The sequence below is a fragment of the Methylobacter tundripaludum SV96 genome, assembly GCF_000190755.2.
GTDB classification, from domain to species: domain Bacteria; phylum Pseudomonadota; class Gammaproteobacteria; order Methylococcales; family Methylomonadaceae; genus Methylobacter_A; species Methylobacter_A tundripaludum.
In genome coordinates, this window is sequence record NZ_JH109153.1 from 207,153 (window position 1) to 231,236 (window position 24,084).

Consider the following 24,084-nt stretch of genomic DNA (forward strand, 5'->3'; position numbering starts at 1 on the left):
GTGGGCACTCATGACAGCGTTTAGCTGCAATTTGTAAGGAGGTGATCCAGCCCCAGGTTCCCCTAGGGCTACCTTGTTACGACTTCACCCCAGTCATGAATCACAAAGTGGTGAGCGCCCTCCCGAAGGTTAGACTACCCACTTCTTTTGCAACCCACTCCCATGGTGTGACGGGCGGTGTGTACAAGGCCCGGGAACGTATTCACCGCGACATTCTGATTCGCGATTACTAGCGATTCCGACTTCATGGAGTCGAGTTGCAGACTCCAATCCGGACTAGGACCGGCTTTCTGGGATTTGCTTACTTTCGCAAGTTCGCAGCCCTCTGTACCGGCCATTGTAGCACGTGTGTAGCCCTACCCATAAGGGCCATGATGACTTGACGTCGTCCCCACCTTCCTCCGGTTTATCACCGGCAGTCTCCCTAGAGTTCCCGGCATTACCCGCTGGCAACTAAGGATAAGGGTTGCGCTCGTTACGGGACTTAACCCAACATCTCACGACACGAGCTGACGACAGCCATGCAGCACCTGTCTCAGAGCTCCCGAAGGCACTCTACTATCTCTAACAGATTCTCTGGATGTCAAGGGTAGGTAAGGTTCTTCGCGTTGCATCGAATTAAACCACATGCTCCACCGCTTGTGCGGGCCCCCGTCAATTCATTTGAGTTTTAACCTTGCGGCCGTACTCCCCAGGCGGTCGACTTAATGCGTTAGCTGCGCCACTAATCCTGTAAATAGGACCAACGGCTAGTCGACATCGTTTACGGCGTGGACTACCAGGGTATCTAATCCTGTTTGCTACCCACGCTTTCGTACCTCAGCGTCAGTTCTAGTCCAGGGAGTCGCCTTCGCCACTGGTGTTCCTTCAGATATCTACGCATTTCACCGCTACACCTGAAATTCCACTCCCCTCTACTAAACTCTAGTCCGCCAGTTTCAAATGCAGTTCCCAGGTTGAGCCCAGGGCTTTCACATCTGACTTAACGAACCGCCTACGCACGCTTTACGCCCAGTAATTCCGATTAACGCTCGCACCCTCCGTATTACCGCGGCTGCTGGCACGGAGTTAGCCGGTGCTTCTTCTAAAGGTAATGTCAAGCTACCGGGTATTGACCGGTAGGTTTTCCTCCCAATTGAAAGTGCTTTACAACCCTAAGGCCTTCTTCACACACGCGGTATTGCTGGATCAGGCTTTCGCCCATTGTCCAATATTCCCCACTGCTGCCTCCCGTAGGAGTCTGGGCCGTGTCTCAGTCCCAGTGTGGCTGATCGTCCTCTCAGACCAGCTATAGATCGTCGCCTTGGTAGGCCTTTACCCTACCAACTAGCTAATCTAACGCAGGCTCATCTCATAGCGCGAGGTCCGAAGATCCCCCGCTTTCCCCCGTAGGGCGTATGCGGTATTAGCGTGAGTTTCCCCACGTTGTCCCCCACTATGAGGCAGATTCCTACGCGTTACTCACCCGTCCGCCACTCGTCAGCGCCCGAAGGCCTGTTACCGTTCGACTTGCATGTGTTAAGCATACCGCCAGCGTTCAATCTGAGCCATGATCAAACTCTTCAGTTTATATCATTTTGCCACTCAATAAGATGAGTAGCCAATCTTGGCTCGACTACAGAATTAAACGTATAAATTACTTTTTACGTGTAGTTCTTGTGTCGACTATTTATTACAAGCATAAATCGTTCATCACAAGCACCCACACAAATTATTTTGATCAGGTTTTTAAAGAGCGTGGAGTTAAACCCCGGTTGAGCTGGACAATTATACAGATCCAATTCAGTTTGTCAACATCCTGTTAACTTTATTTTTCATCCCGAACCACCGAAGCCATTTACCGAACCCCGATGAAGCCGACCATTATAACCTACTCAGTCCGCTTGTCAACATCCTTGCCAACTTTATTTCTTGTTGCTGTCTCTGCCAAGGCGCCTGCCCTGAAAGAACTGCGCATTCTACAGCCTTTTCAGCCTGCGTCAAGAAGTTATTTTATGAACTTGTAAATCATCAGCAGCGCACTAAGCTATATTGAATAACGCGAAAAGGCATTTACCGTTTTTCACGGCATGTCGAGAATTATTAGCCATACAACGATAACTCGCTCTTACTAATCAACATGACCTTAATTATCTTTACATAGACCACAATCACTTGGATTTCAACAATCCGGAAATCCGCCAATCTGCTTCTTTCCTCGTAAATTCATTGTATATTGCTTGATTACGAACGAAACCAATCTGACTTTATAATATAGGAATTTTCCATCATTATGTTCTGGAACATTTTCAAGAAAAAAACACCCCAACAGACATCAAACAATGATAAATCGAATTTTCCACTTAGCCGTGATAAGAAATCCACCTCAATAAAGAACCTTAACATTCCAATCTCTTTTTTAAAAAGACTGATGCCGGTTGCTCAACTGCTAACCGAAAAAGAAATACAGCAATTACATATTACCGCCGCCAGCTTTACACCCGGAGCTATCGTTTTTAACAGAGGAACTGAAGTAGACTCTTTAACATATATAGTTAAAGGCGATATCTTCATGGAGGCCGATAATGGTTCCGGGCTTGAAATAAGCGCCCACACCTTTAAAGCACTGTATCCGCTGTCCGCAGGCAAACTGCATTATTTTACCGCAATTGCCGGATCAGAAGTGACGGTGATCAATATTTCCAAGACTATACTTCAGTCAAGCCAACCTACTATCCCCCTTCTGGATAATGAACTAAAAGTTTCGCAGCACCTTCAAGACAATCCGTTTTTTAATCTTTTTTATCAGCATTTCACTCAGGGCGAACTTAAAATCCCCACTTTCCCTGATATAGCACTAAAACTGCGTAAAGCTATTCAGCAAGATTGCGAAATTGCTGACATTGTCAAAATTGTTAATATGGATCCGGTTATTTCCGCCAAACTGATTCAGGTCGTCAACAGCCCCATTTACAGACCGGTGAACCCGATCAGTAATTGCCTTGACGCGATCAATCGACTGGGACTTACGACTACACGCAATCTGGTGACCGCTTTCAGCATGAACAACCTGACCCAAAGCAAAAAACCATCAACAAAAAAACTAACTCAATATAACTGGCTACAAAGCATCAAGGTTTCCAGTATCAGCTACACCCTGGCCCAACTGACTCAAAAAGTAGATCCTGACGAAGCACTACTCGCAGGACTTCTACATAATATCGGCGCGCTTCCCATTTTAACTTTTGCCGACAGCCTACCGGAAGGCACTTATCAACCAACCGATATTGACCTTTGCATAAGCGAAATACACGGACAAATAGGTTCCATTATTTTAGAAAAATGGGGGTTTCCGAATAGTTTAAGACAAATTCCCTTACAGTCTACAAACTGGTTCACAAGCACCACTGAAGACCTTAACCTGAATGACATCGTATTATTAGCAAAATACCATAACATTCTGGCATCCCCCGGAAAAACCGAACTCCCATTAATCATCACTCTGCCGGCCTTTCAAAAACTGGAAAAACAGCCTTTAACGCCGCAAATGTCTCTACAAATATTACACGATGCAAAACAACAAATTGCAGAAACAATGAGTTTTTTCTCGCGTTAACAACAATGATTACCTGTCAAAATCAGCTCACAGCGCATTTTCTTATCGTTTCAATAATGCCTGGAAAAAGACAAACACCAAAATCAAACTTGAGCTTTTCAATCATCCACGATAATATTGATTCAATACTACATTGGAGCCCAACAGAATGAATACAATAAAAAAACACCTACCCAAGTCAGTCCTTATCGGCTTAGCCGCTATCCTCTTGCCCTTTGGAGCACAGGCAACCTCCGATACATCCAAAAACACGCACCAATTATACGAGGACAATTGCGCCAGCTGCCACGGCTCGGACTACGGCGGGTTTATTGCTCCCGGGTTGAATGCCGATAGTCTGAAAGGCCGCAGCCCTACAGCTTTACGCAGCCTGATCATGACCGGAAGCTTCGACACTTTGATGCCTCCGTTCTTCGGTCGTTTATCCGATGACGACATCCGCGGCTTGGTCAAGTATTTACAAACCACGCCAAAGCAGGCTAATCCGGCTTGGACCATAGACGACATCAAAGCATCGATCAAAGTGTATGTTAAAGATGAAAGCACGCTGCCTGCAAAGCCTACTTATGCCATCAACAGTATGGATGATGTTATCGGTGTGGCGGCTCGCGGCAAATACGGGCGCGGTTCAGGTTCAAAAGCGGTATTCATCAACAGCGTTACCCATAAACAAATCGGCGAAATTCCTACAGGCACCGCTGCGCATATTATCGACTACAACCCCGCGAACCCTCGCTGGGCTTATGTAAAAACCGATACGGCGGAAATTTTTAAAGTCGATTTATATTCCATGCAAGCCGTGCGTAGCGTTAAAACCGGATTCAACGGTCCCGGCTTGGGCGTTTCCCGCGACGGTAAATACATCATGGCGGGGTCTTATGTACCGCACAACGCCGTCATTCTTGATGCCGACACCTTGGAACCCTTGAAAACCTTTGAACTGGAAGGCGTCGATCCTGACGGCAAAATGGTCTCTTCCGATTCCGGCATGATCATCGGCACACCGTTTGCCGACATTTTTGCGATCGCGCTGGAAAACGCCGGTCAAGTTTGGGTGGTTGATTTGAAAGAAGGTTTCCCGGTCACCAAAATCGAAAACGTCGGACGCCATTTGCATGACGCCTTCCTGTCCCATGGCGGCAGCAAACTCATGGTTGCTTCCTATGATGACAGCATCGTTACTGCAATTGACCTAAAAGACCGCAAAATCATCAAGAAACTGGAAGCCGGTTGCGTACCTCATGTAGGCGGCGGCTCTGTGGTTGAAGTTGACGGCCGCACACTGGGTTTTGGAACCAACTTCGGCGACTGCGACAAAATGGTGGTCAGCGTCTGGGATCTGGACAAAATGGAAGTGGTTAAACAGGTTCCTGTTTCCGGCGGCACAGAATCGCCCGCAGCTCATGCCAATGCGCCTTATGTCGCGGTGGACATCATCTCTAAAGACCGTCGCGCCCGCACCATTCAGCTGATCGACAAAAAAACCCTGGAAGTGGTTAAAACCCTGGATGTTGGCGGACACGCTTACTTCCCTGAATACAGCGCCGACGGTAAGTTCCTGTATGTCAGCGCCGGTTACAGCGGTGACGAAGTCGTTGTTTATGATTCGAAATCCTTGGAAAAAGTGGCTTCCGTACAGATGGAAAGCCCGGCCGGTATATTTTCTCACGGTCGCGTCAGATACATGACTCGCGGTCTTTCTCCTGACGAAATGAAAGGGGCAAAATAATGCGATTAACAGCTCTTACAGGATCGCTACTATTGGGCTTGGTATCCGCCCAAAGCGTCAATGCAGCCAGTATTTATGCGGGCGAGGCAAAAGCGGCGGCGGTTTGTTCGCAATGTCACGGTATTAGAACGCCGTCTGCCGATGCGCCTTTTCCGCCGTTGGCAGGACGCGATGCGGATTACTTAAAAACAGCGCTCAAACAGTACCGGGATAAAACCCGCAAATCCGACATTATGAATGCTATCGCCGGTTCCTTAAGCGATGACGATATTAATAATGTTGCGATGTACTATGGCAGGCTAAAACCGTAACATTGATGAAAAAACTACCGCTTTTAATGTTGGTTATTACAGCTGTTTTAGCTAAAACCAGTCTGGCCGGCGAACCATCACCTGAAAGGCAAAGCGCGCTCCGCAACATGCTCAATCATGATTGCGGAGCGTGTCATGGGCTGACATTAAAAGGCGGCCTTGGCCCTGCTCTGTTACCCGAAGCATTAGCCGGTAAGCCCGATGATTTTTTGATTTCAACCATTCTTAATGGACGCGAAGGAACCGCCATGCCGCCTTGGCAGCCATTTATGAACAGGAATGAGGCAGCTTGGCTGGTTGAAATATTACGCAAGTCCGAAACAAAACCTTAGGAGAAGCAGTCAAATGAAAACTTATTGTTTTTTATTTTTGATCGCTCTTTCAATAACCCAAGTCAATGCTGAAACAAGCATTGCCATTTTGGATTTTGAACTCAATGACTTAACTCTGAAGCCCAGGACGGCCGCTGAAATTAATAGAACAGCAAGCATAAAACCCTTACTGGAAAAAGAACTGAAAAACGCCGGTTATCGGATTATTTCAATTGATTTAGCCATGCAACAGAAAGCCAACAGCGGTTTCGGCTATCTGTTTGACCATAACGATGTCGCTGCGGAACTTGGCAGAACCGCAGGCGCCGATTATGTATTGATTGGAAGACTCCATAAGCCCAGTTTTTTATTCGCCTATATTATGGGGCACTTAATCAGGGCTAAAGATGGCCAATTAATTGGCAACTACATCTCGGAAACCAAAGGCGGCGATGAAAAACTAACGCTTAAAGGTGTTGAGAGTATTGCCGACAAAATCGACAAGGATTTGGATAATCGTTACACCCCACCACCGCCTAAACACACCACTTTGCACTAATTATTTTTGCTCTTTCGTCTCTACGCTCAAGTAGACTTTAGTCCTAGCCGCTCGAACCTACAAAACCATGATCAAACTACTCCCCCTTCTAGCCTTGCTATTCTCCTTCAATGCCATCGCAGAACTGCGCGCCACCGGCGATCTGGGCATCGTCATCGAACGGGAAGACGGCAATGCGCTGATCATCAACACCACCGAGCACAAACGCTTAGCCAAGATCGAAAAGCTGGGCGATTTGTCCCATGCTTCCGTGGTTTTCTCCCGCGATCAACGTTACGCCTATGTTTTCGGCCGGGACGGCGGCTTGACCAAAATCGATATGCTCAAGGATGCAATCGACAAGCGGATCATTCAGGCAGGCAACAGCATCGGCGGGGCGATTTCCCAGGACGGTAAATTAATCGCCGTATCCAACTACACACCGGGCGGCATTAAGGTTTTTTCATCTGACACACTGGAACTGGTTGCCGATATTCCGTCCGATTACGGCGAGGGGCTGCGCTCCAAAGTGGTCGGGCTGGTTGACGCCCCAGGACAGCGCTTCGTATTCAGCCTGTTCGATGCCGGCGAAATCTGGATGGCCGACTTTAAAAACCCTAAAGCGCCAGCCATTAAAAAATTCCCGAACATCGGCAAACAGCCTTACGACGCGTTAATGTCGCCGGACGGGCACTATTATATCGCCGGTTTGTTTGGCGAGCCCGGACTGGCGTTGCTGGATTTATGGAATCTTGATGCCGGAGTTAAACACATATTGTCCGACTACGGCAAAGACGATGAAAAACTGCCCGTTTATAAAATGCCGCATCTTGAAGGCTGGGCGGTAGCCGGTGATTACGTATTTGCTCCCGCAATAGGCCAACACAAGGTTCTGGTCATCGACAAGAACACCTGGGAATTGCATGACACCATATCAGTCGCCGGACAACCGGTTTTTGTGATGGCCCGGCCCGATGCGCGGCAAGTCTGGGTTAACTTTGCTTTCCCTGATAACAATCAAGTACAGATTATCGATGTCAAAGACCTGTCCATTAGCAAAACCTTGTCGCCCGGAAAAGCCGTCCTGCACATGGAATTCACCCCGCGCGGCGAGCAAGTCTGGGTTGCGGTAAGAGACGATAACCAGCTGGTGGTTTACGACACGGAAACCTTGCAGGAAATAACCCGCCTGCCCGCCAACAAACCCAACGGCATATTCTTTAGCTCGCGTGCCCATAAAATCGGTTTATAAACCCATGCTGACGACCTTACACAAACAGCTGCTAAACGACTATCAGCGCGACTTTCCGCTGTCGGCGCGGCCTTATCAGGACATCGCCGATGCGCTGGGCGTGACCGAGGCCGATGTTTTATCGGCATTTACCGAGCTGAACGGCAATAATTTTATCAGCCGCATCGGCCCGGTCATTCCGCCCAATCATATCGGTGTCAGCGCACTGGTCGCGATGTCCGTGCCTGAACAGCAGCTACAGGCTGTTGCCGATAAAATCAGCGCGTATCCCGAAGTCAATCATAATTACGAACGCGAACACCGGCTTAACCTTTGGTTTGTGATCATCGCTTCCGATGCCGAGCACTTACGCGCAGTGATCGACTCAATAGAACGGGAAACGTCCTATCCTGCTATGCTGCTGCCGATGCTGGATGATTTTTTCATTGATTTGGGCTTTAAGCTGGACCTGAATAATGCTTGATATCAAAGACCGCCAACTGCTCGAACATATTCAACTGGGGCTACCGGTTTGTTCCAGGCCCTACCTGGAAATCGGGCGGCTTTGCGACATGCCCGAGGTCGAAGTGATCGACCGCCTAACCCGGCTTAAACAACAAGGCCTAATCAAACGCATGGGCGTTATCGTCAAACACCGCCAGCTGGGTTACCGCGCCAATGCAATGATCGTCTGGAATGTACCGGACAACCTTATTAAACAACTGGGCGGACATATCAGCCGGTTTTCGTTTGTGACGCTCTGTTATCAGCGCCCGCGGCAGCCGGAATGGCCGTATAACCTGTATTGCATGATACACGGCAAAGACAAGGCCACCGTATTAAAGCAACTGGACCAACTCATTGACGCTTGCGGTTTAAGCGATTTCGACAAGGAAATCCTGTTCAGCAACCGCTGTTTTAAACAACGCGGCGCCATTTATCAAAACCCCACCCCCGCTTTAGCTGATGGATGAAATAGACAAACAAATTATCAATGCCCTGCAAGACGGCTTTCCGATCTGCGACGCACCTTATCGACAAGTCGCCACACAATTGGGACTGACCGAACAGGAACTGATAGGCCGATTAAAAGCACTATTGGATAACGGCACCCTCACCCGTTTCGGCCCCTTGTACAATGCCGAACAAATGGGCGGAGCCTTGACCCTGGCAGCCGTTAAAGCGCCGAAACAGTGCTTTGATGAAATTACAGAAATCATCAACAGCTTTCCTGAAGTCGCCCATAATTACGCGCGCAGCCATGAGTTGAATATGTGGTTTGTGATTGCCACCGAAACGCCCGAACAAATCCAGCAAACCATCAGCGTAATAGAACAACAAACGGGACTTACCGTCTACAACATGCCGAAAAACAAAGAGTATTTTGTCAACCTGAAGCTGGAAGCCTGATCATGCTTGACGAAACAGACCGTAAAATTATCCAGGCAACCCAAGCCGGTTTACCGTTAACGCCTCAGCCTTATCAAGCCATTGCAGAACAACTTGGCCTTACGACGGATGATGTGATGATGCGAATGTCAGCCATGCAAAACAGCGGCATCATTCGCCGCATCGGCGCAGTCCCCAACCACTATAAACTGGGCTATCGTTTTAACGGCATGACCGTTTGGAATGTCCCCGATGAAACCATTGACGAACTGGGGCAAAAAGTCGGTCAACTGGAATTTGTCAGTCATTGTTATCATCGCCCCAGACATCCGACCGAGTGGATGTACAACCTGTTTGCGATGGTGCATGGCAAAAGCCAGCAAGACGTCGATCAACAGATTCAGCAGATTTCCGATCTGCTCGGCGACTATAATCTTGGCTGCGATGTGTTATACAGCACAAAAATTCTGAAAAAAACCGGCTTTCGTACGACTGCACGGATGCAGGAGGTAGAGCAAAGCATGGAGCAGTTGCCGAGCAGCGGAAAATCCAAGGGCACCCAGCCCGTTACTGACTAGGAAACTGATTATGTTTAGACTAAGCCACTACATGCGGGAACTGATAGACCCGACACCGTTAAAACCGGCGCGCAAACCGCCGGCACCGGTGGTTATCTGGAATTTAATCCGCCGCTGTAACCTCACCTGCAAGCATTGCTACACGACATCCACCGATATTAATTTCCCCAACGAATTAAGTACGCCGGAAATTTACACCGTTATGGATGACCTGAAAGCCTTTAAAGTGCCGGTGCTGATCTTGTCCGGCGGCGAACCGTTGCTGCATCCCGACATCTTCAACATTTCCCGCCGCGCCAAGGACATGGGCTTTTATGTCGCCCTATCCACCAACGGCACCAAAATTTCCGCGGATAATATCGACGAAATCGCCGGCATAAATTATCAATATATCGGCGTCAGCCTGGACGGCATCAAAGACACCCACGACCAGTTCCGGCGGGTACAAGGCTCGTTCGACCAAGCCCTGCACGGCATCCACCTGTGCCTGGAAAAAGGCATCAAAGTCGGCCTGCGTTTTACGTTGACGCAGGATAACGCCCATGATTTCCCGGCCTTGCTGCAGCTAATGGATGACCACAATATCGACAAATTCTATTTGTCGCATTTGAATTACGGCGGCCGCGGCAATAAAAACCGCAAAGACGACGCCCATTTTGCAATGACCCGGGACGCGATGGATTTGCTGTTTGAAACCAGTTATCAGTGGCTTAAAGCAGGCAAAGACCGGGAATTCGTGACCGGCAATAACGATGCCGATGCGGTTTATTTTTTGCACTGGGTAGCCAGGCATTTCCCGGATAAAGTCGGCCACATCAAAGCCAAACTGGAACAATGGGGCGGCAATGCCTCCGGCGTCAATGTCGCCAATATCGATAACCTGGGCAATGTCCATCCCGACACGTTCTGGTGGCACTACGAACTGGGCAATGTCAAAGAGCGGCCTTTTTCGGAAATATGGCCGGATACCAGCGATCCGTTGATGGCGGGTCTTAAGCAACATCCGAGACCGCTCGAAGGACGCTGTGCAAGGTGCCATTATCAAGAAATCTGCAACGGCAACACCCGCGTCAGGGCCGCGCAAACCACCGGAAATTTCTGGGCTGAAGATCCGGGCTGCTACCTGACGGATAGTGAAATAGCGTAAGGTATACCCTGCATGACGTTATGATCCGGCCCCTGGCTGTAAAAAATGGAAAACATTTTTGCGATGCCTGAACCCACTGCGTTATGATTTCTGCCGGACTCCTCTTTTTTCCGGTTTTAATGCCTGGGTGCATTATCAGAAGAGCCCCTGTCAACATCCTATAATCCCTAAATGAAATTTGGTTCGCCTTCTGGAGGGTTCGTACACATGATTACCCAGCGCTCGATTTGTTTATTCAGCTTGCTGTTTTTTACGGTGCTGCCGTCCTATGCCGCAGCCGTGCCAAACACGCATATTTCTGTGATTGTGTCCCTGGTCGACAACGTATCGCAAGGCATCGTGCCTGTTCCTGCGAAAATCGGTAATGGCGATGATCCGCACAACAATCTCTATTGGGGCGCGGCTTATGGCGTGAAAACTTTTTTGAGCAAAGCGGATGGCTGGAAAAACTTGGGATGCGAAAAAGATATTAACGACACCATCCTGGAACGCTGCCAGTTTGCCTGGAAAGACCAACTCACCGTTACCGCCGATGCTTATCGCGGCAGCCGGATTGACCAGGCGATGCTTGATTTTATGCAACAAGCCGCTACTCCGCCCGATGCGACACAACGTGAAATGGTGGTGTTCATCGGCCATGACGGCTTGATGGACGAACAAAACCAGCCCATCATAAAACACTTTCCCAAACATGCCGGACACGATAAACCGGCAGTTGTCCTGGCCTGCCTGAGCGATGAGTTTTTCTCGGAGCATTTGCTTGCCGCAGGTTCAAAGCCGGTGGTAACCACTTTTAGCTTCATGGCGCCGGAAGCCTATGTCTTGGAAGCGGTTGCTCGCGGTTTTGCAAACCAGGCGAGTGAAGCCGAATTGCGCAGTTCCGCCGGCCTCGCTTACGCCAAATACCAGCGCATCTCAGCCAAAGCGGGAAAGTCGGTTTTTGGTGCCAATGTTCAACCCAGGCCTATAAGATTGAGCCTTCGATAGGATCCGCCGAGGCCGAAAGCGCATTCTATAAATTCTGCGTCACTTAGATGGCTTTAAGTCCTGTAGATACGTCAACCGATCTACAGGATAGCCTCTGATTAACATCCCTCAGGGTGCCGTTGAGCTGTTTAACCCATCAGGTTTCGTCTTTGCCAAGCCAATGTTTCACAGCAGGAGGCTGATAATTGACATAGCGGTCCAATAGCGCGTCCGGATTTGTCTCCACCATCAACATGGCATGGTGATGGTTTTTAACAAATTGCTCTGCCCTTACGTGATCTAAAAAATTGATCAAAGCATCGTAATAACCTTCGACATTGAGCAGGCCGCAAGGCTTATGGTGAAAGCCCAATTGCGCCCAAGTCCAAATCTCAAATAATTCTTCAAGCGTTCCTATGCCGCCGGGTAGCGCTATAAACCCATCCGAAAGCTCGGCCATCAGCATTTTCCGCTCATGCATGGATTGGGTAACATGCAGTTCAGTCAGATGATGGTGCGCGACTTCTTTATGCGCCAAGGCCTTCGGTATGACGCCGACGGCTTGGCCGCCGAGCTTCAATACTCGATCCGCCACCATGCCCATGATGCCGATACTCGCGCCTCCGTAAACCAGCCTGATGTTTCGGCTGACCAATGACTCGGCCAGTGCAAACGCGGCCGAGGCGTAGGCATCGAGTCGCCCGGGACTGGAACCGCAATAGATACAGATACTGTTAATTGAGGTCATGCTTGCCTTTCTGTCGAATGGGATTACCGATATTCAGCTCCTGATTACTTCCATCATTTCGTCCACGAAAAGTACAAAAATTTTCAAAGCGATCCCTCTGTAGACCGTCACCCGAACGGTGAATGGTTAAATCAACACAATGTACTGATTTTTTTCGTGCTTTTCGTGGAAAAATTGCGGTTTTTAGGTTCGAAACGGCGCAACCGCATAAACCTTAAGCTCAGCAACCTGTACTGCTGATAAAGCAGGCTTGGCCATCAAAACTCGGCATCATGATAAACATTCTGCACATCATCCAGATCGCTCAACATATCTAAAAACTTTTCAAACAATGCAATATCATCACCGCTGATCGGAGCAACGCTTTTGGGCAGAAATTGAATCTCGTCGACCTCAAAATCAATCTCACCGAAAGCATCCAATAAAGCTTGCTTGGCTTTGAAGTAGTCGGCCTGAGGCGTGAACACGGTGACTTTTCCATCATCGCTTTCAATATCGGTAACGTCGACATCGGCCGAAAGTAACCCATCAAGAACAGCGTCCTCGTCAGTATTTTTAAATGCCAGGATGGCGGCATGGTCAAACATGTGACTGACCGTGCCTTGAGTACCGATTTTACATTTTGTTTTGGTAAAACACTGACGCACATCGCCAAAAGTACGGTTAGGGTTATCGGTCAGACAGTCGACAATCACCATGCAACCGCCGGGGCCGTAGCCTTCATAGCGCGCAGGCGCGAAATCCTCGCCGCCGCCGCCTTTCGCTTTGTCGATGGCTTTCTCAATAACATGGGTAGGAACCTGGTCTTTCTTGGCGCGCTCAATCAAGCCCCGCAAAGCTAAGTTTCCAGCCGGGTCAACGCCTCCCGATTTAGCGCTTACATAGATTTCCCGGCCATATTTGCTGTAAACCTTTGCCTTGGCATCGGACGTTTTGGCCATAGACACTTTACGGTTTTGATAGGCTCTACCCATTTTGCTGTTGCTCCAATGATAATAAAACAGCAGATTTTACAGGTAAGTATTTGCATAGGAAACTTATGAATTGACTAACAATGCCGGGTAAACGTGCCATTGCCCATTCTCTCGTCAGAAAAATAGGCTTTATACACATATTTTGGAACGAATTGATTACAAAAAACCACACCCCCTACGAAGCACTACTAATTGAATTAACAGACGTCTAAAGTTTTTCGCGGTTTTAGGCTTTGATTCCCACTCAGGCTTCGCCACAATCCGGACAGAAAAAAACCGCGGATAAACAGACGCCAGAACACCATGCGGGTGATGCGAACAATGTCTTTCACTGGACGGAAATGGCTGGGTCTGGCATTTTTTGGGTAAGTCGTCTGCACCGGCTGAAAGGCGCATAGAAATTGGTGTCGGGCGGCTTCAATAATGATCTCGCTTTCGAAAACAAAGCTCCGGTCACGGCTCAACTTAAACTGGCAGAGCCGGATAAGTTGCGCAGGATACACCCGAAAACCCGACTGACTATCTTCAATTGCCTGTCCCGAGGCCCAGGCGATCCAGAAGTTAGCAAAACGGTTGGCGTGGTAGCGAGCCTTTGGGATCGCGTCACGGTTCCATAGGCGCGAGCCAATCACCAGCCTGTCTGGATGGATTTGTGCTGCCATCAAGAGCTGTGGAAGATCGGCCGGATCGTGCTGGCCGTCCCCGTCCATGGTTACGATCCCTTTCGCGCCGAGCTTCAGTGCCACTTGCATGCCATTCCACAGGCTCGCCGCCTTCCCCAGATTCTCGGGATGCTGCCGTAGCGTCACCGGCAAATCCAAGAGTTTTTCCAGAGTGTCGTCACTGGAACCATCGTCAACCACAACCACCGTGTCAAAATGCCGTAGGGCACCCTGCACCACCTCGCGGATGGTGGCGGATTCGTTGTAGGCTGGGATTACCAATATGTATTCGTCTCTTCCGTTCATGTTATCTCCCCCATTCACTCCGAAAAATTGCCCGGCACTATACGACATCCTGCCGGTTACCAAAAAGGTCACTTGCTACACGGCTTCCTATGGATTGCTCACCAATGTGTGTGGAAGCCGCCCATGCTTCGATATGGCTCTCCTGAGCACAGCGCATGACCGGCTGCCACATTCCAACTGCGGCTTTTAGGATTACATGCCCTTGGTTAGCCAAGATTCTATTCATCCGACTGCCAGAAATCATAAAAATTGAACCAGTTATAAGGTGCCAGTCGGCAGTAATGTTCCAGACGATTGGCATAACTCTGCATGGTGTCATGGACGGCAGCCTCCCGCTCGTGCCGACTGACTCGCGGCGGGTCGGCCAGGTGTTCAAACCACACATCGTAGCGCCCGTCGCCCCGGTGCAGGCAGAAGAACAAAACCAGAGGCATGTCGAGAATTCGAGACAGCAGGGCCGGTGCCTCAGGGAACCATGCCGGTTCGCCGAAGAATTCGCAGCGAACCCGCTTGCCGGCATGCACGCTGCGGTCCCCCAATAGCGCGATGATGCCGCCCTGGTGCGCGTGCTCGTCGAGCCCAACCAAAGACCCGACACCGCCCATGTAAATAATGTCTTTAAACAACGACGGATTCAGCTTCCGGTACAGGCCGGTGATGCAGGGCGTCGCCTCCCCGTAAACAAGAGCCTTGATACGGTATTCGCTCCGCAACAGCCCCACAGCCCGGACGATCTCGAAGCTGCCGAGATGAGCACCTACCAGCAGGCATCCGCGTCCAGACCGGGCGTAACTATCCAGCACCTCCAGGCCTTGTATACGAATATCCAGTCGCTGGTCCTGCCCGGCAAAGATGTATAGCCGGTCCAGTAGTGTGCAGGCGAAGGTGTGGTAATGCTTGAACACCTCGGCCCAACCGCAATCACGGCCTAAAACCCGCCGCAGAAAGTCGCGAGAGGCGGTGCGGGTGCGATACGAGAAGACCACGAAATAAGCTGTAATCGGGTAAAGCAGGAGGCAGGACAGCCATCGCCCGACCCGCAGGGAGATCCAGTTGATGGTATTCAACCAGAACAGGTTGCTCCGTTCCGGCAATTCTAGCCAAGCCTGTTTCATGGAGCTACGATGTCGAAGAGACTCGAGGCCGGCGGACGTCCTCCGCGGGTCTCGCAAGTGAACTGAACCGTATCGTTCGCGCGACGGATGAATTTCAGTCGGCAGGCCTGTCCCTCTATGGGTATCGTCTTGAACTTGGCGATCACCACTCGGACGATGTGAGTCTTTGTACACTCAGTGGAACTCGGCGAACCCCCAGTCCCACGTCGCGTAGACAGGTACGACCTAATGGCCATATGCCGCACCTTCCTTTTCATTGACATCTGTGAATCGAGAGCAAGATGCCTAGTGGCCCTTCACTATCGTGCACCACTCGCCGACGATATTTAAGAAATTCCTCGCCGAGTGATCCACTGAAGTGACTTCGGTGATGCCGCCGTTTTCCTTAGCCGCGCGAACACTTGCATCGCCGCGGGCCAGCAAGCCCAGGATGGACTCCGCACAGGCTTTGCCCTCCTTCGATGCAGGGGTAGCAGAACCCGCTTTCCCAGTCGCTATATCACCCCAGATAACCTCGGTACCCAAAACCCCCTTAATCGGTGAATCGACGATCATGCACCCACTGAGGCCAAATGCGAGGCTCATCACGCCAGGCGCCAAGAATGTTCTGACGGTTACTCGCCGCTGCCCTGCGGTTCGGTCGGAAGTGTTTTTCAGAACGTGCTTCCGTTTCATCTCAAACTTCCCTTTTAGTTCTACCGATTTGCCTGCGATTTGATCCAAAGTCATAGCTGTTCTCCAAAAAAATTAGACATTTAATTGAGCTTAATCGCTCATTTCATTGAATGGCCTGCTGACAAGGTCTGGGCTAGTCACCTTCAACCATACTGGCTCCATGTTCCGAACTCACCATGACCTTTTTGATAACATGCCCATCCCTGAATGCCATAACCATATAATTACCGGATGGTACTTTTACATAAAGGTTCGGATCGTTAGACCCGGTAAAAAGTAGGGTATGGCCTTCTGATTCATCGGTTTTCAACTTGGCATCGCTCGTATTGCTTTCTGATCGTACTCATCGACACTGCCGCGCAACAAAGCTGAAGCCCCTGCCCGTCAGGCTTCATACATCTACTCAGGAGTTAATCTACAGCTGCATTTCTCGTTCGTCTGTACGTTAACGTACAGAAAGACGAGCGTTTTTCCGGTATTTTATCAACCGGTGCAGCCCCATTTTCCCTGGAAAATCCGGTTCCCTGACTTGGCGCTATTGATTATCGGGAACCCGGCGGGGCAACAATCGCCAGATAACAAAGGGATGTTCCAGGTGGTTCAAGGTCTAGAAAATCTGCTGGTCGTGTACTTTTAGAATACGATGAGATGGAAGGTATTGCGTGGGAATGGCAAAGCCTTGATGGGGCGATGGTAAAAGTCCCTTTGGCGTTGGAAACTGTCGGCAAATTCCGACGGATCGTGGAAAAAACGGCATTAAGTGAAGTATCTTCGGATAAAGAAACCCTCTAATAAAACTTAATAATAGGATAATACTATGAAAAATAAAGAAATTATAGCTGTTGGTTTAGTTGCTTTGGCATTATTGGCCGGCTGTAGCAAAGAAAAGGAATCCTCCTCTACCTCAACCTCCACCAAAAGCGTTACAACACCCGCCTCGCCTGAAGCACCAACTACAACTAAAGAATCGACCTCTACCACCACAACCGATACAAAAGGCAAATAATATAAGATTTTCCGGTTCCTAATCACTTGATTGGGAACCGTATCTTGTACAAAGCTATGGCCTTCAGCAATGGAGCGCTAGAGCTAAAAAAGCGCCTGATTAGTCAGCGTAGTTAATCCGCTTTCAAAGACAACAAACTGACAATCCCGTTGCCTTCCCTTGCAGGATCAATTGCCGTATCCAATATAAATACCCGCTCGTTGGCGATGCCGCCTTTTTGCACGATATAGTTGGCAATCGCTTGCGCTCTTTCTGCGGCCAGGTTTTTTAACCTCTGCTCTTCCGGCTTGATAATAGCTGACAGCTTCTGCTTGGCGACTGCATAAAACTCGTCTGTGCTGGTATCCGCCTTACTACCGACCAGACGCAACGTACCCAGCAAGGATTTTTCCACCATCAGCGGAAATTTTTCAGCAAACAACTGTTCCATCAAACGCCGGTAGTCCTGATCGGAAATTACAACATGTTCCGCGCGTATTTTTCTGCCGCCCTGCTTATTAACTTCGGCGGCTTTTATTCTTTTAAGCTGATCGTATAAAGCATCGTCGCTGACCGCCGGCCAATCCTGCTCCTGATAAGCCGCGCCTTTAATTTCCAGCTTTAAAACCGGACGTGATTTTAACGCCTTGGCCAAATCGCCCAGCTTGCTGATTTGCGACTTAGTTAATACGGCATCGCCCGCAGCAAAGTCGATGGTGCTTAAATCTTCTTCACTACCGATCAACGAGGCTAACGCACGAAAAGGCGAAGTGATCACTTTACTTATGCTATTAACCAACGCATCAACAAGAATGTGACTCACGCTGAATTTTGGATCTTCCAAACTCCCGGAAATAGGCACATGAATTTTAATTTTGCCTTCGGAATCCTTCATCAAAGCCACCGCCAGTTCCAGCGGCAATGACACAGCATTGGGATTTTCAACCTTTTCGCCCAGTTCGAACTGGTCGATCAATATATTGTTGGATGCAGTCAGTTCCCTGTTGGCAACCTTGTAATTCAGCTCCAGCGACATTTTGCCTTTTTCAACTTTATACCCGGCAAATTGCACCATATACGATGAAATCAACGGCATCGGCATACCGGTAAAATTCACAGTCACATCGTAATCGCCCAGATAAGGACTGATTTCGCCCTTGACGTCGACCGGCGCAAGGTCATAAGCAGTCCCCTTTAAATCGACTTTGATGGTAGATTTTTGCTCTGAGGAAATATTGCTTGCACCGCCGTCCAGGCTTTTGATTTGCGCAGCGAACGGCAAAATCAGCGAAAGATCGGAAAAATCGGAAGAACCGTCAATAACCTGAATCTTGCCCAATTTAAATTTAGGTTTCTGTGCGTCTGTCTGAGTGTTTTTAGCGGCTTTAACGGTAGCGTCCTGTTTACCTTTCTCAACGTTTTTATCGGCTATCATAATGTCGCCAAAATTAACGGTCTTGTCCTGTTTGATGATAACTCTGGCATAAGGTTTATTGATGATCAGTGTTTCAGCGCTGTATTGATTTGCCGGTAAATCAACATCCATGCCGTTCAGCGCTAAATTCTCCCATTTCACAAAATCCTTGTTCTTCAACTGATCGCGGGTGATTAAATCGGCGATTTTGGTATTGCCGGTGAACTTAATATCCAGTTTATCCTGTGCGGATTTGGCGACCAAGAGCTTGCCGTCAATAGCCAACGACCCATTGATAACATCCAGTCTGGCGAATTTATCGACGTACGCCTGAAATTTTTCCAGATCAACATCTTTAACATCAACGGCTATCTGCGCGGATAAGGGTTCGATAACAGTGTTGCCGTCAAGCTTTATCAAACCGGTTTCATTTAATCCGACACTGAGCTGAAAAGGCAGGCTCGCACCCGCTTCGTTATTGAAATTTGTCAGCTGAAAATTGATCGGCTTGGCGGTGATGGTGATAGGTTTTTTTAGCGTCTGATCTTCAAAGGTAAGTCCGCAATTATTGAGCGCTATATTATTGACCTTGATGCTCCACGACGTTTTTTCCACCGGCTCACCGGGAGCCTCTTCAGCTTTTGCAATCGGCAATAGAGGCTGATAACTGAAAACACCGTCCGGATTCAGCCATGCCTTAAAATCAGCATCATTTGCAGCAACCGACTCGACCGTCAGTTCGTGTTTTTCAAGATTGAAACCGATGCCTTGCACAGCAAACCTGACCATTTTAACCAACGGCTTATCTTGCGAGTTTTGGGAAACCTGAAAATCGTGCAGTTCGAACTTGCCTTGATTGAGGTTAACGTTAAATTGATTATTAACATAAGCGGCCTTGTAATCGGCCTCGAACAGTTCATAGCCCTGTAAATCCAGCTGTACAAAATCCTGCAAGGCCAACGCCCGGATTCTCGGCAGTTGTACTTTTTCCAGTTTAATATGCCCGGATGAAGACAACGGATTGAGGCTAATAGCGCCTTGCCAATCGAGCTTACCGCCTGAATTTAATTCCAGGGATAGACCTAAGTTGGATGGTTTATCCGCCTGAGTCGTTAAGTTATCAATCACGAGATTGATCGGATAAGCAGTCTCCTTTTCGGGACTGCTAAAATGCGCATCTTCCCAGTCCAGTTTCCCTTCGGTCATCGACAGTTTGGCGATGTTTATCGGAAAAACCTTACCGTCATCCTGTTCGGCTTCGTTGCTATCCTTGAGCAGGTCTTTAAAATTGAATGTCCCGTCTTTACCTTTGGCGATGCGGACGACCGGCTTGTTCAGCGACACTTTATCAATAACCAGAGCCGCCTGACTAATGGATTGCCGCGCATTGATGTCGATAAAAAAACCATCAAAGCCGACAAACAGCCGGTCGTCCGGTTCTTGTAGCGCAAATCCCTGTAGGCTTAACTGTAGCGAAAAGGGATCGAACCGAACCGTTGCAACAGATGCTTTCCTGCCGGTTTGCTGCTGAATGAGTGCCGGTAACTTCGACTTGACCAACATCGGCAACAAGTAAAAGCCCAGCGCGGTATAGATACCGAAAAGACCGCCCGCTATAAAAATAGCTATTTTTATTTTTGATGGTATGTGTGGAACTTTCATAAAATCCGGCGACCCAATCAGCTTTAACTTACCGCCATTATAAACAGAAAAGGCGGCTCTCAGGTTACTGAGGAACCGCCTTTCAGGATGCTATCGACCAAACCTATAAATCAAGGTATCCAGTCTCTTCGTGCAGGACAGTATCCAGACCTTGCACTTCTTCATCGGAAGTGACCCGCAAGCCTATCCATTTATCCAAACATTTCAAAATCAGGAAACTGAATAATCCACTCCAGGCCGCCGTAACGACAATCGCCAAGGCCTGAACGCTGACTTGCTCCATGATTGAAACGCCCTCTGCCAAACCGAGGCCGCCCAAACTGCTTGCCGCGAAAACGCCGGTCAACAATGAGCCGGTCACGCCGCCTACGCCATGAACGGAAAACACGTCCAAAGAATCATCTATTTTCAGGATACGTTTTACATACTGGGTCGCATAAAAACAGACGACACCGGCGGTAACGCCAATCACCAGCGCGCCGAAAGGTCCGACAAAGCCGGAAGCCGGAGTGATGGTGCCCAATCCTGCAACCATACCGGTAACGATACCCAATACGCTGGGTTTGCTAAAGCGCTTCCATTCTATAAACATCCAGGTTAAAGCGCCGGAAGCCGCGCCGATGTGGGTTACCAGCATCGCCATGCCTGCGTGCCCGTCTGCGGTCAATGCGCTGCCTGCATTAAACCCGAACCAGCCGACCCACAACATGCCTGCGCCGGTCACCACCATGGTCATGTTGTGCGGCGGCATCGCAGTGTTGGGAAACCCTTTTCTTTTGCCCAATACCAACGCGGAAACCAACGCCGCAACACCGGCATTAACGTGGATGACGATACCGCCGGCAAAATCCATCGCGCCCAAATCGGCCAGCCAACCGCCGCCCCACATCCAGTGACAGATCGGCAGATAAACCACGATTAACCATAAGCCGCTAAACCACAGCATCGCCGAAAACTTCATCCGCTCGGCAAAACCGCCGACGATCAACGCCGGGGTAATAATGGCAAAGGTCATCTGAAACATGAAGAAGACTGTTTCGGGAATGTCGCCTTTCAATGACTCCACGCCGATGCCCGGCAGGAACACTTTAGAAGCGCCGCCGATCAGTTTTTGCAACTCTCCGCCGTCGGCGAATATAAAACTGTAAACGCCGGCCAGCCACAAAATCGAAACCAGACAGGTAATCGCAAAGCACTGCATTAATACCGACAGCACGTTTTTGCTTCTAACCAATCCGGCATAAAATAACGACAATCCCGGTATTGTCATAAACAAAACCAGGGCCGTCGATGTTAAGACCCAAGCCGTATTGGCTTGGTTTAATTGATCCGCAAAAGCAAGATCGGGTAACAGCAAGAGGCCTAAAAACAGCCTTCTATTTATTATGTTTAACAACATCTTTTTTCCTTGCGCCTAAATGGCATCCTCTCCGGTCTCACCCGTTCTAATTCGAATAACCTGTTCCAAATTGGATACAAATATTTTTCCATCGCCGATTTTTCCGGTATTGGCCGCATTAACGATAGTTTCAACGGCCTTGTCCAGCACATCATCAGCGACAGCGATTTCCAGTTTAACTTTAGGTAGAAAATCGACTACATACTCGGCCCCCCTGTATAACTCGGTGTGACCTTTCTGACGGCCGAAGCCTTTTACTTCTGTTGCGGTAACGCCCGCAACGCCAATTTCGGATAATGCTTCTCTGACATCATCCATTTTGAATGGTTTAATGATCGCTGTTATTAATTTCATGTTCTCTCTCAATTAGATAGCAAAAGTGTTGGTAACATCGGCAGCAATCATAGTGAATTATTAATCAACATACAATTAATAGACCTTTTAAAAACAAGGACTGACGTGTTTTTTCTACATTGTTGCTTTTCTTAAAACGCAAAAACGGGCGCATTGCGCGCCCGTTCTCCCGAAAAGACTTACCTTTAAGGAAAGTTCACCATTAAATCAACTGTGATACGCCGTTTCGCCATGCTCGGAAACATCAAGCCCTTCACGCTCGACCTCTTCACTAACCCGAAGTCCGATCACCATATCCACGATCTTGTAAGCAATAAAGGATACGACACTGGACCAGATGATACAGACGCCCACGCCCCATGCCTGACTCGTGACTTGACCGATCATGCTGTATTCAGCTACGCCGTTGGCAACATAATCCCAAACGCCGGTTCCGCCCAGCGACGGACTCGCAACGATGCCGGTACCCAACGCACCGATAATTCCGCCAATACCGTGGACACCGAAAGCATCCAGAGAGTCATCATAACCCAGCGCACCTTTCAGCATGGTAACCGCCCAGAAACAAACTGCACCGGCGACTAGACCTAGCATAATAGCGCCCATAGGTCCTGCCCAACCACAGGCAGGCGTAATAGCAACAAGACCTGCAACAGCGCCGGAAGCTCCGCCCAACATGCTGGGTTTACCTCGCAACAGCCATTCGGCACCAACCCATGCAAGAGTAGCCGCCGCGCTGGCCAGTAACGTATTGACAAAGACTAAAGCGGCAAGACCATTGGCTTCCAGGTTGGAACCGACGTTAAAACCAAACCAGCCCACCCATAACAAGGAAGCGCCAATCATAGTCATCGTTACGCTATGCGGTGCAAGCGATTCCTTTTTGTAACCGATACGCTTGCCTATCATCAAACAGCCCACTAAGCCCGCGATACCGGCGTTGATATGCACGACCGTACCGCCGGCGAAATCCAACGCGCCTTTCTTGAACAAAAACCCAGCCGTAGCAGTAGCCGCTTCCGCCGCCGATGCATCAGTATAAGCATCAGGACCGGTCCAATACCAAACCATGTGCGCCATCGGCAAATAAGAGAATGTGAACCATAGGAACATAAACAACAGTACCGCAGAAAACTTAACCCGCTCGGCGAACGCTCCAACAATCAGCGCCGGAGTAATTGCCGCGAAAGTCAACTGGAATGCGACGTAAATATACTCAGGCACGTAAACAGCCTTACTGAAAGTGGCTGCAAGCGAGTCAGGCGTTATGCCTTTAAGGAACATTTTGCTAAGTCCGCCGAAGAAAGCGTTACCCTCGGTAAACGCGATACTGTAACCGTAAATCGCCCACAATATGGCCATCATCGAGAAAATCACAAACACTTGCATCAACATGGACAGCATGTTCTTGGCGCGCACCATGCCGCCGTAAAACAATGCCAATCCGGGAATGACCATCAGGATAACCAGCACGGTTGCGACGATCATCCATGCGGTATCGCCTTTGTTGGCGGCGGGCGGAACCGGAACGGCAGTTTCGGCAAAAGAGAATCCTGCATAACCCAGCAAGGCGAACAGGATAAAGGTAGTTAAAAGTTGTTTCATAGTTCCCCCTTAATATTAAAGCGCTTCTTCGCCAGTTTCTCCGGTACGAATCCGGACAACCTGCTCTAAATTGGTTACAAAAATTTTACCGTCACCTATTTTGCTGGTGTTGGCCGCTTTGGTAATCGCCTCTACAGCCTGCTCCAGCATATTGTCAGCCACAGCCACTTCAATTTTGGCCTTGGGTAAAAAATCAACCACATATTCAGCGCCGCGATAAAGCTCGGTATGTCCTTTTTGACGACCAAAACCTTTTACTTCGGTAACGGTTACTCCGGAAACCCCTATATCCGAAAGCGCCTCGCGAACATCGTCGAGCTTAAAGGGTTTAACAACAGCAGTTATCAGTTTCATTTGAGCCTCTTGTATAAATTCAATATCCAGTGATCA

At 49.1% G+C, this 24,084-nt stretch carries 23 protein-coding genes, 1 rRNA gene and 1 pseudogene; 14 read left to right on the forward strand and 11 right to left on the reverse strand.

Annotated features, from left to right (window positions below; translation table 11 throughout):
- Positions 1-34: 34 nt before the first annotated feature.
- Positions 35-1,569 (reverse strand): 16S ribosomal RNA (locus METTU_RS13970).
- A gap of 703 nt (positions 1,570-2,272) precedes the next feature.
- Here METTU_RS13970 and METTU_RS13975 point away from each other — a divergent pair.
- The 12 genes from METTU_RS13975 to METTU_RS14030 all read left to right on the forward strand — a co-directional run bounded on the left by METTU_RS13975 (position 2,273) and on the right by METTU_RS14030 (position 11,816).
- Positions 2,273-3,595, forward strand: a complete 1,323-nt coding sequence (locus METTU_RS13975) for an HDOD domain-containing protein (protein WP_006892372.1) — start codon at positions 2,273-2,275, stop codon at positions 3,593-3,595.
- A 148-nt stretch (positions 3,596-3,743) separates the two neighbouring features.
- A complete protein-coding gene (locus tag METTU_RS13980) occupies positions 3,744-5,324 on the forward strand; it encodes a cytochrome D1 domain-containing protein (RefSeq protein ID WP_006892374.1) in 1,581 nt (526 codons plus the stop codon).
- Complete coding sequence (locus METTU_RS13985; RefSeq protein ID WP_040580790.1) at positions 5,324-5,635, forward strand: c-type cytochrome; 312 nt, start codon at positions 5,324-5,326, stop codon at positions 5,633-5,635. Before METTU_RS13980 ends, METTU_RS13985 begins: the two co-directional genes overlap by 1 nt.
- A gap of 26 nt (positions 5,636-5,661) precedes the next feature.
- Positions 5,662-5,967 carry a c-type cytochrome gene (locus tag METTU_RS13990; protein ID WP_006892378.1) on the forward strand — a complete coding sequence of 102 codons (306 nt, stop codon included), beginning with the start codon at positions 5,662-5,664 and terminating at the stop codon, positions 5,965-5,967.
- Positions 5,968-5,980: 13 nt separating this feature from the next.
- The gene (locus METTU_RS13995) at positions 5,981-6,505 is read left to right on the forward strand and encodes a DUF2380 domain-containing protein (protein ID WP_006892379.1); all 525 of its coding nucleotides are present in this window, start codon (positions 5,981-5,983) and stop codon (positions 6,503-6,505) included.
- A gap of 67 nt (positions 6,506-6,572) precedes the next feature.
- Complete coding sequence (locus tag METTU_RS14000) at positions 6,573-7,736, forward strand: cytochrome D1 domain-containing protein (RefSeq protein WP_006892380.1); 1,164 nt, start codon at positions 6,573-6,575, stop codon at positions 7,734-7,736.
- 4 nt (positions 7,737-7,740) lie between these two features.
- On the forward strand, positions 7,741-8,199 hold the full coding sequence (locus METTU_RS14005) for an Lrp/AsnC family transcriptional regulator (protein ID WP_006892381.1): 459 nt from the start codon (positions 7,741-7,743) through the stop codon (positions 8,197-8,199).
- Complete coding sequence (ahbB, locus tag METTU_RS14010; RefSeq protein WP_006892382.1) at positions 8,192-8,689, forward strand: siroheme decarboxylase subunit beta; 498 nt, start codon at positions 8,192-8,194, stop codon at positions 8,687-8,689. Before METTU_RS14005 ends, ahbB (METTU_RS14010) begins: the two co-directional genes overlap by 8 nt.
- Entirely contained in the window at positions 8,682-9,125 is a 444-nt protein-coding gene (locus METTU_RS14015) for an Lrp/AsnC family transcriptional regulator (RefSeq protein WP_006892383.1), read from the forward strand. The genes ahbB (METTU_RS14010) and METTU_RS14015 overlap by 8 nt, the downstream gene beginning before the upstream one ends.
- A gap of 2 nt (positions 9,126-9,127) precedes the next feature.
- A complete protein-coding gene (gene ahbB / locus METTU_RS14020) occupies positions 9,128-9,682 on the forward strand; it encodes a siroheme decarboxylase subunit beta (RefSeq protein WP_006892385.1) in 555 nt (184 codons plus the stop codon).
- Between the two features lie 10 nt (positions 9,683-9,692).
- Positions 9,693-10,829, forward strand: a complete 1,137-nt coding sequence (gene nirJ / locus METTU_RS14025) for a heme d1 biosynthesis radical SAM protein NirJ (protein ID WP_006892386.1) — start codon at positions 9,693-9,695, stop codon at positions 10,827-10,829.
- Between the two features lie 207 nt (positions 10,830-11,036).
- Positions 11,037-11,816 carry a hypothetical protein gene (locus METTU_RS14030; RefSeq protein ID WP_006892387.1) on the forward strand — a complete coding sequence of 260 codons (780 nt, stop codon included), beginning with the start codon at positions 11,037-11,039 and terminating at the stop codon, positions 11,814-11,816.
- 136 nt (positions 11,817-11,952) lie between these two features.
- Here METTU_RS14030 and METTU_RS14035 read toward each other — a convergent pair whose 3' ends face one another.
- The 5 genes from METTU_RS14035 to METTU_RS22895 form a co-directional block, all read right to left on the reverse strand.
- Positions 11,953-12,543 (reverse strand): LOG family protein, encoded by a 591-nt coding sequence (locus tag METTU_RS14035; protein WP_006892389.1) that lies wholly within the window; start codon positions 12,541-12,543, stop codon positions 11,953-11,955.
- 257 nt (positions 12,544-12,800) lie between these two features.
- A complete protein-coding gene (locus METTU_RS14040) occupies positions 12,801-13,517 on the reverse strand; it encodes a YebC/PmpR family DNA-binding transcriptional regulator (RefSeq protein WP_006892390.1) in 717 nt (238 codons plus the stop codon).
- A gap of 197 nt (positions 13,518-13,714) precedes the next feature.
- Positions 13,715-14,485, reverse strand: a complete 771-nt coding sequence (locus METTU_RS14045; RefSeq protein ID WP_006892392.1) for a glycosyltransferase family 2 protein — start codon at positions 14,483-14,485, stop codon at positions 13,715-13,717.
- Positions 14,486-14,703: 218 nt separating this feature from the next.
- Positions 14,704-15,600, reverse strand: a complete 897-nt coding sequence (locus METTU_RS14055) for a lysophospholipid acyltransferase family protein (protein ID WP_006892394.1) — start codon at positions 15,598-15,600, stop codon at positions 14,704-14,706.
- Positions 15,601-15,885: 285 nt separating this feature from the next.
- Entirely contained in the window at positions 15,886-16,275 is a 390-nt protein-coding gene (locus METTU_RS22895; protein WP_254257970.1) for a TRL-like family protein, read from the reverse strand.
- Positions 16,276-16,905: 630 nt separating this feature from the next.
- Here METTU_RS22895 and METTU_RS23265 point away from each other — a divergent pair.
- Together METTU_RS23265 and METTU_RS14065 are read left to right on the forward strand one after the other, a co-directional pair.
- Positions 16,906-17,036, forward strand: a pseudogene (locus METTU_RS23265) (IS5/IS1182 family transposase); the annotation flags it as partial.
- Between the two features lie 56 nt (positions 17,037-17,092).
- Positions 17,093-17,281, forward strand: a complete 189-nt coding sequence (locus tag METTU_RS14065) for a hypothetical protein (protein ID WP_006892401.1) — start codon at positions 17,093-17,095, stop codon at positions 17,279-17,281.
- Between the two features lie 112 nt (positions 17,282-17,393).
- Here METTU_RS14065 and METTU_RS14070 read toward each other — a convergent pair whose 3' ends face one another.
- The 5 genes from METTU_RS14070 to glnK (METTU_RS14090) form a co-directional block, all read right to left on the reverse strand.
- The gene (locus tag METTU_RS14070) at positions 17,394-20,336 is read right to left on the reverse strand and encodes a DUF748 domain-containing protein (RefSeq protein WP_006892402.1); all 2,943 of its coding nucleotides are present in this window, start codon (positions 20,334-20,336) and stop codon (positions 17,394-17,396) included.
- 103 nt (positions 20,337-20,439) lie between these two features.
- On the reverse strand, positions 20,440-21,735 hold the full coding sequence (locus tag METTU_RS14075; protein ID WP_006892403.1) for an ammonium transporter: 1,296 nt from the start codon (positions 21,733-21,735) through the stop codon (positions 20,440-20,442).
- 15 nt (positions 21,736-21,750) lie between these two features.
- Complete coding sequence (gene glnK / locus METTU_RS14080; RefSeq protein WP_006892404.1) at positions 21,751-22,089, reverse strand: P-II family nitrogen regulator; 339 nt, start codon at positions 22,087-22,089, stop codon at positions 21,751-21,753.
- 207 nt (positions 22,090-22,296) lie between these two features.
- On the reverse strand, positions 22,297-23,694 hold the full coding sequence (locus METTU_RS14085; RefSeq protein ID WP_006892405.1) for an ammonium transporter: 1,398 nt from the start codon (positions 23,692-23,694) through the stop codon (positions 22,297-22,299).
- Positions 23,695-23,709: 15 nt separating this feature from the next.
- Positions 23,710-24,048, reverse strand: a complete 339-nt coding sequence (gene glnK / locus METTU_RS14090) for a P-II family nitrogen regulator (RefSeq protein WP_006892406.1) — start codon at positions 24,046-24,048, stop codon at positions 23,710-23,712.
- Positions 24,049-24,084: the final 36 nt, after the last annotated feature.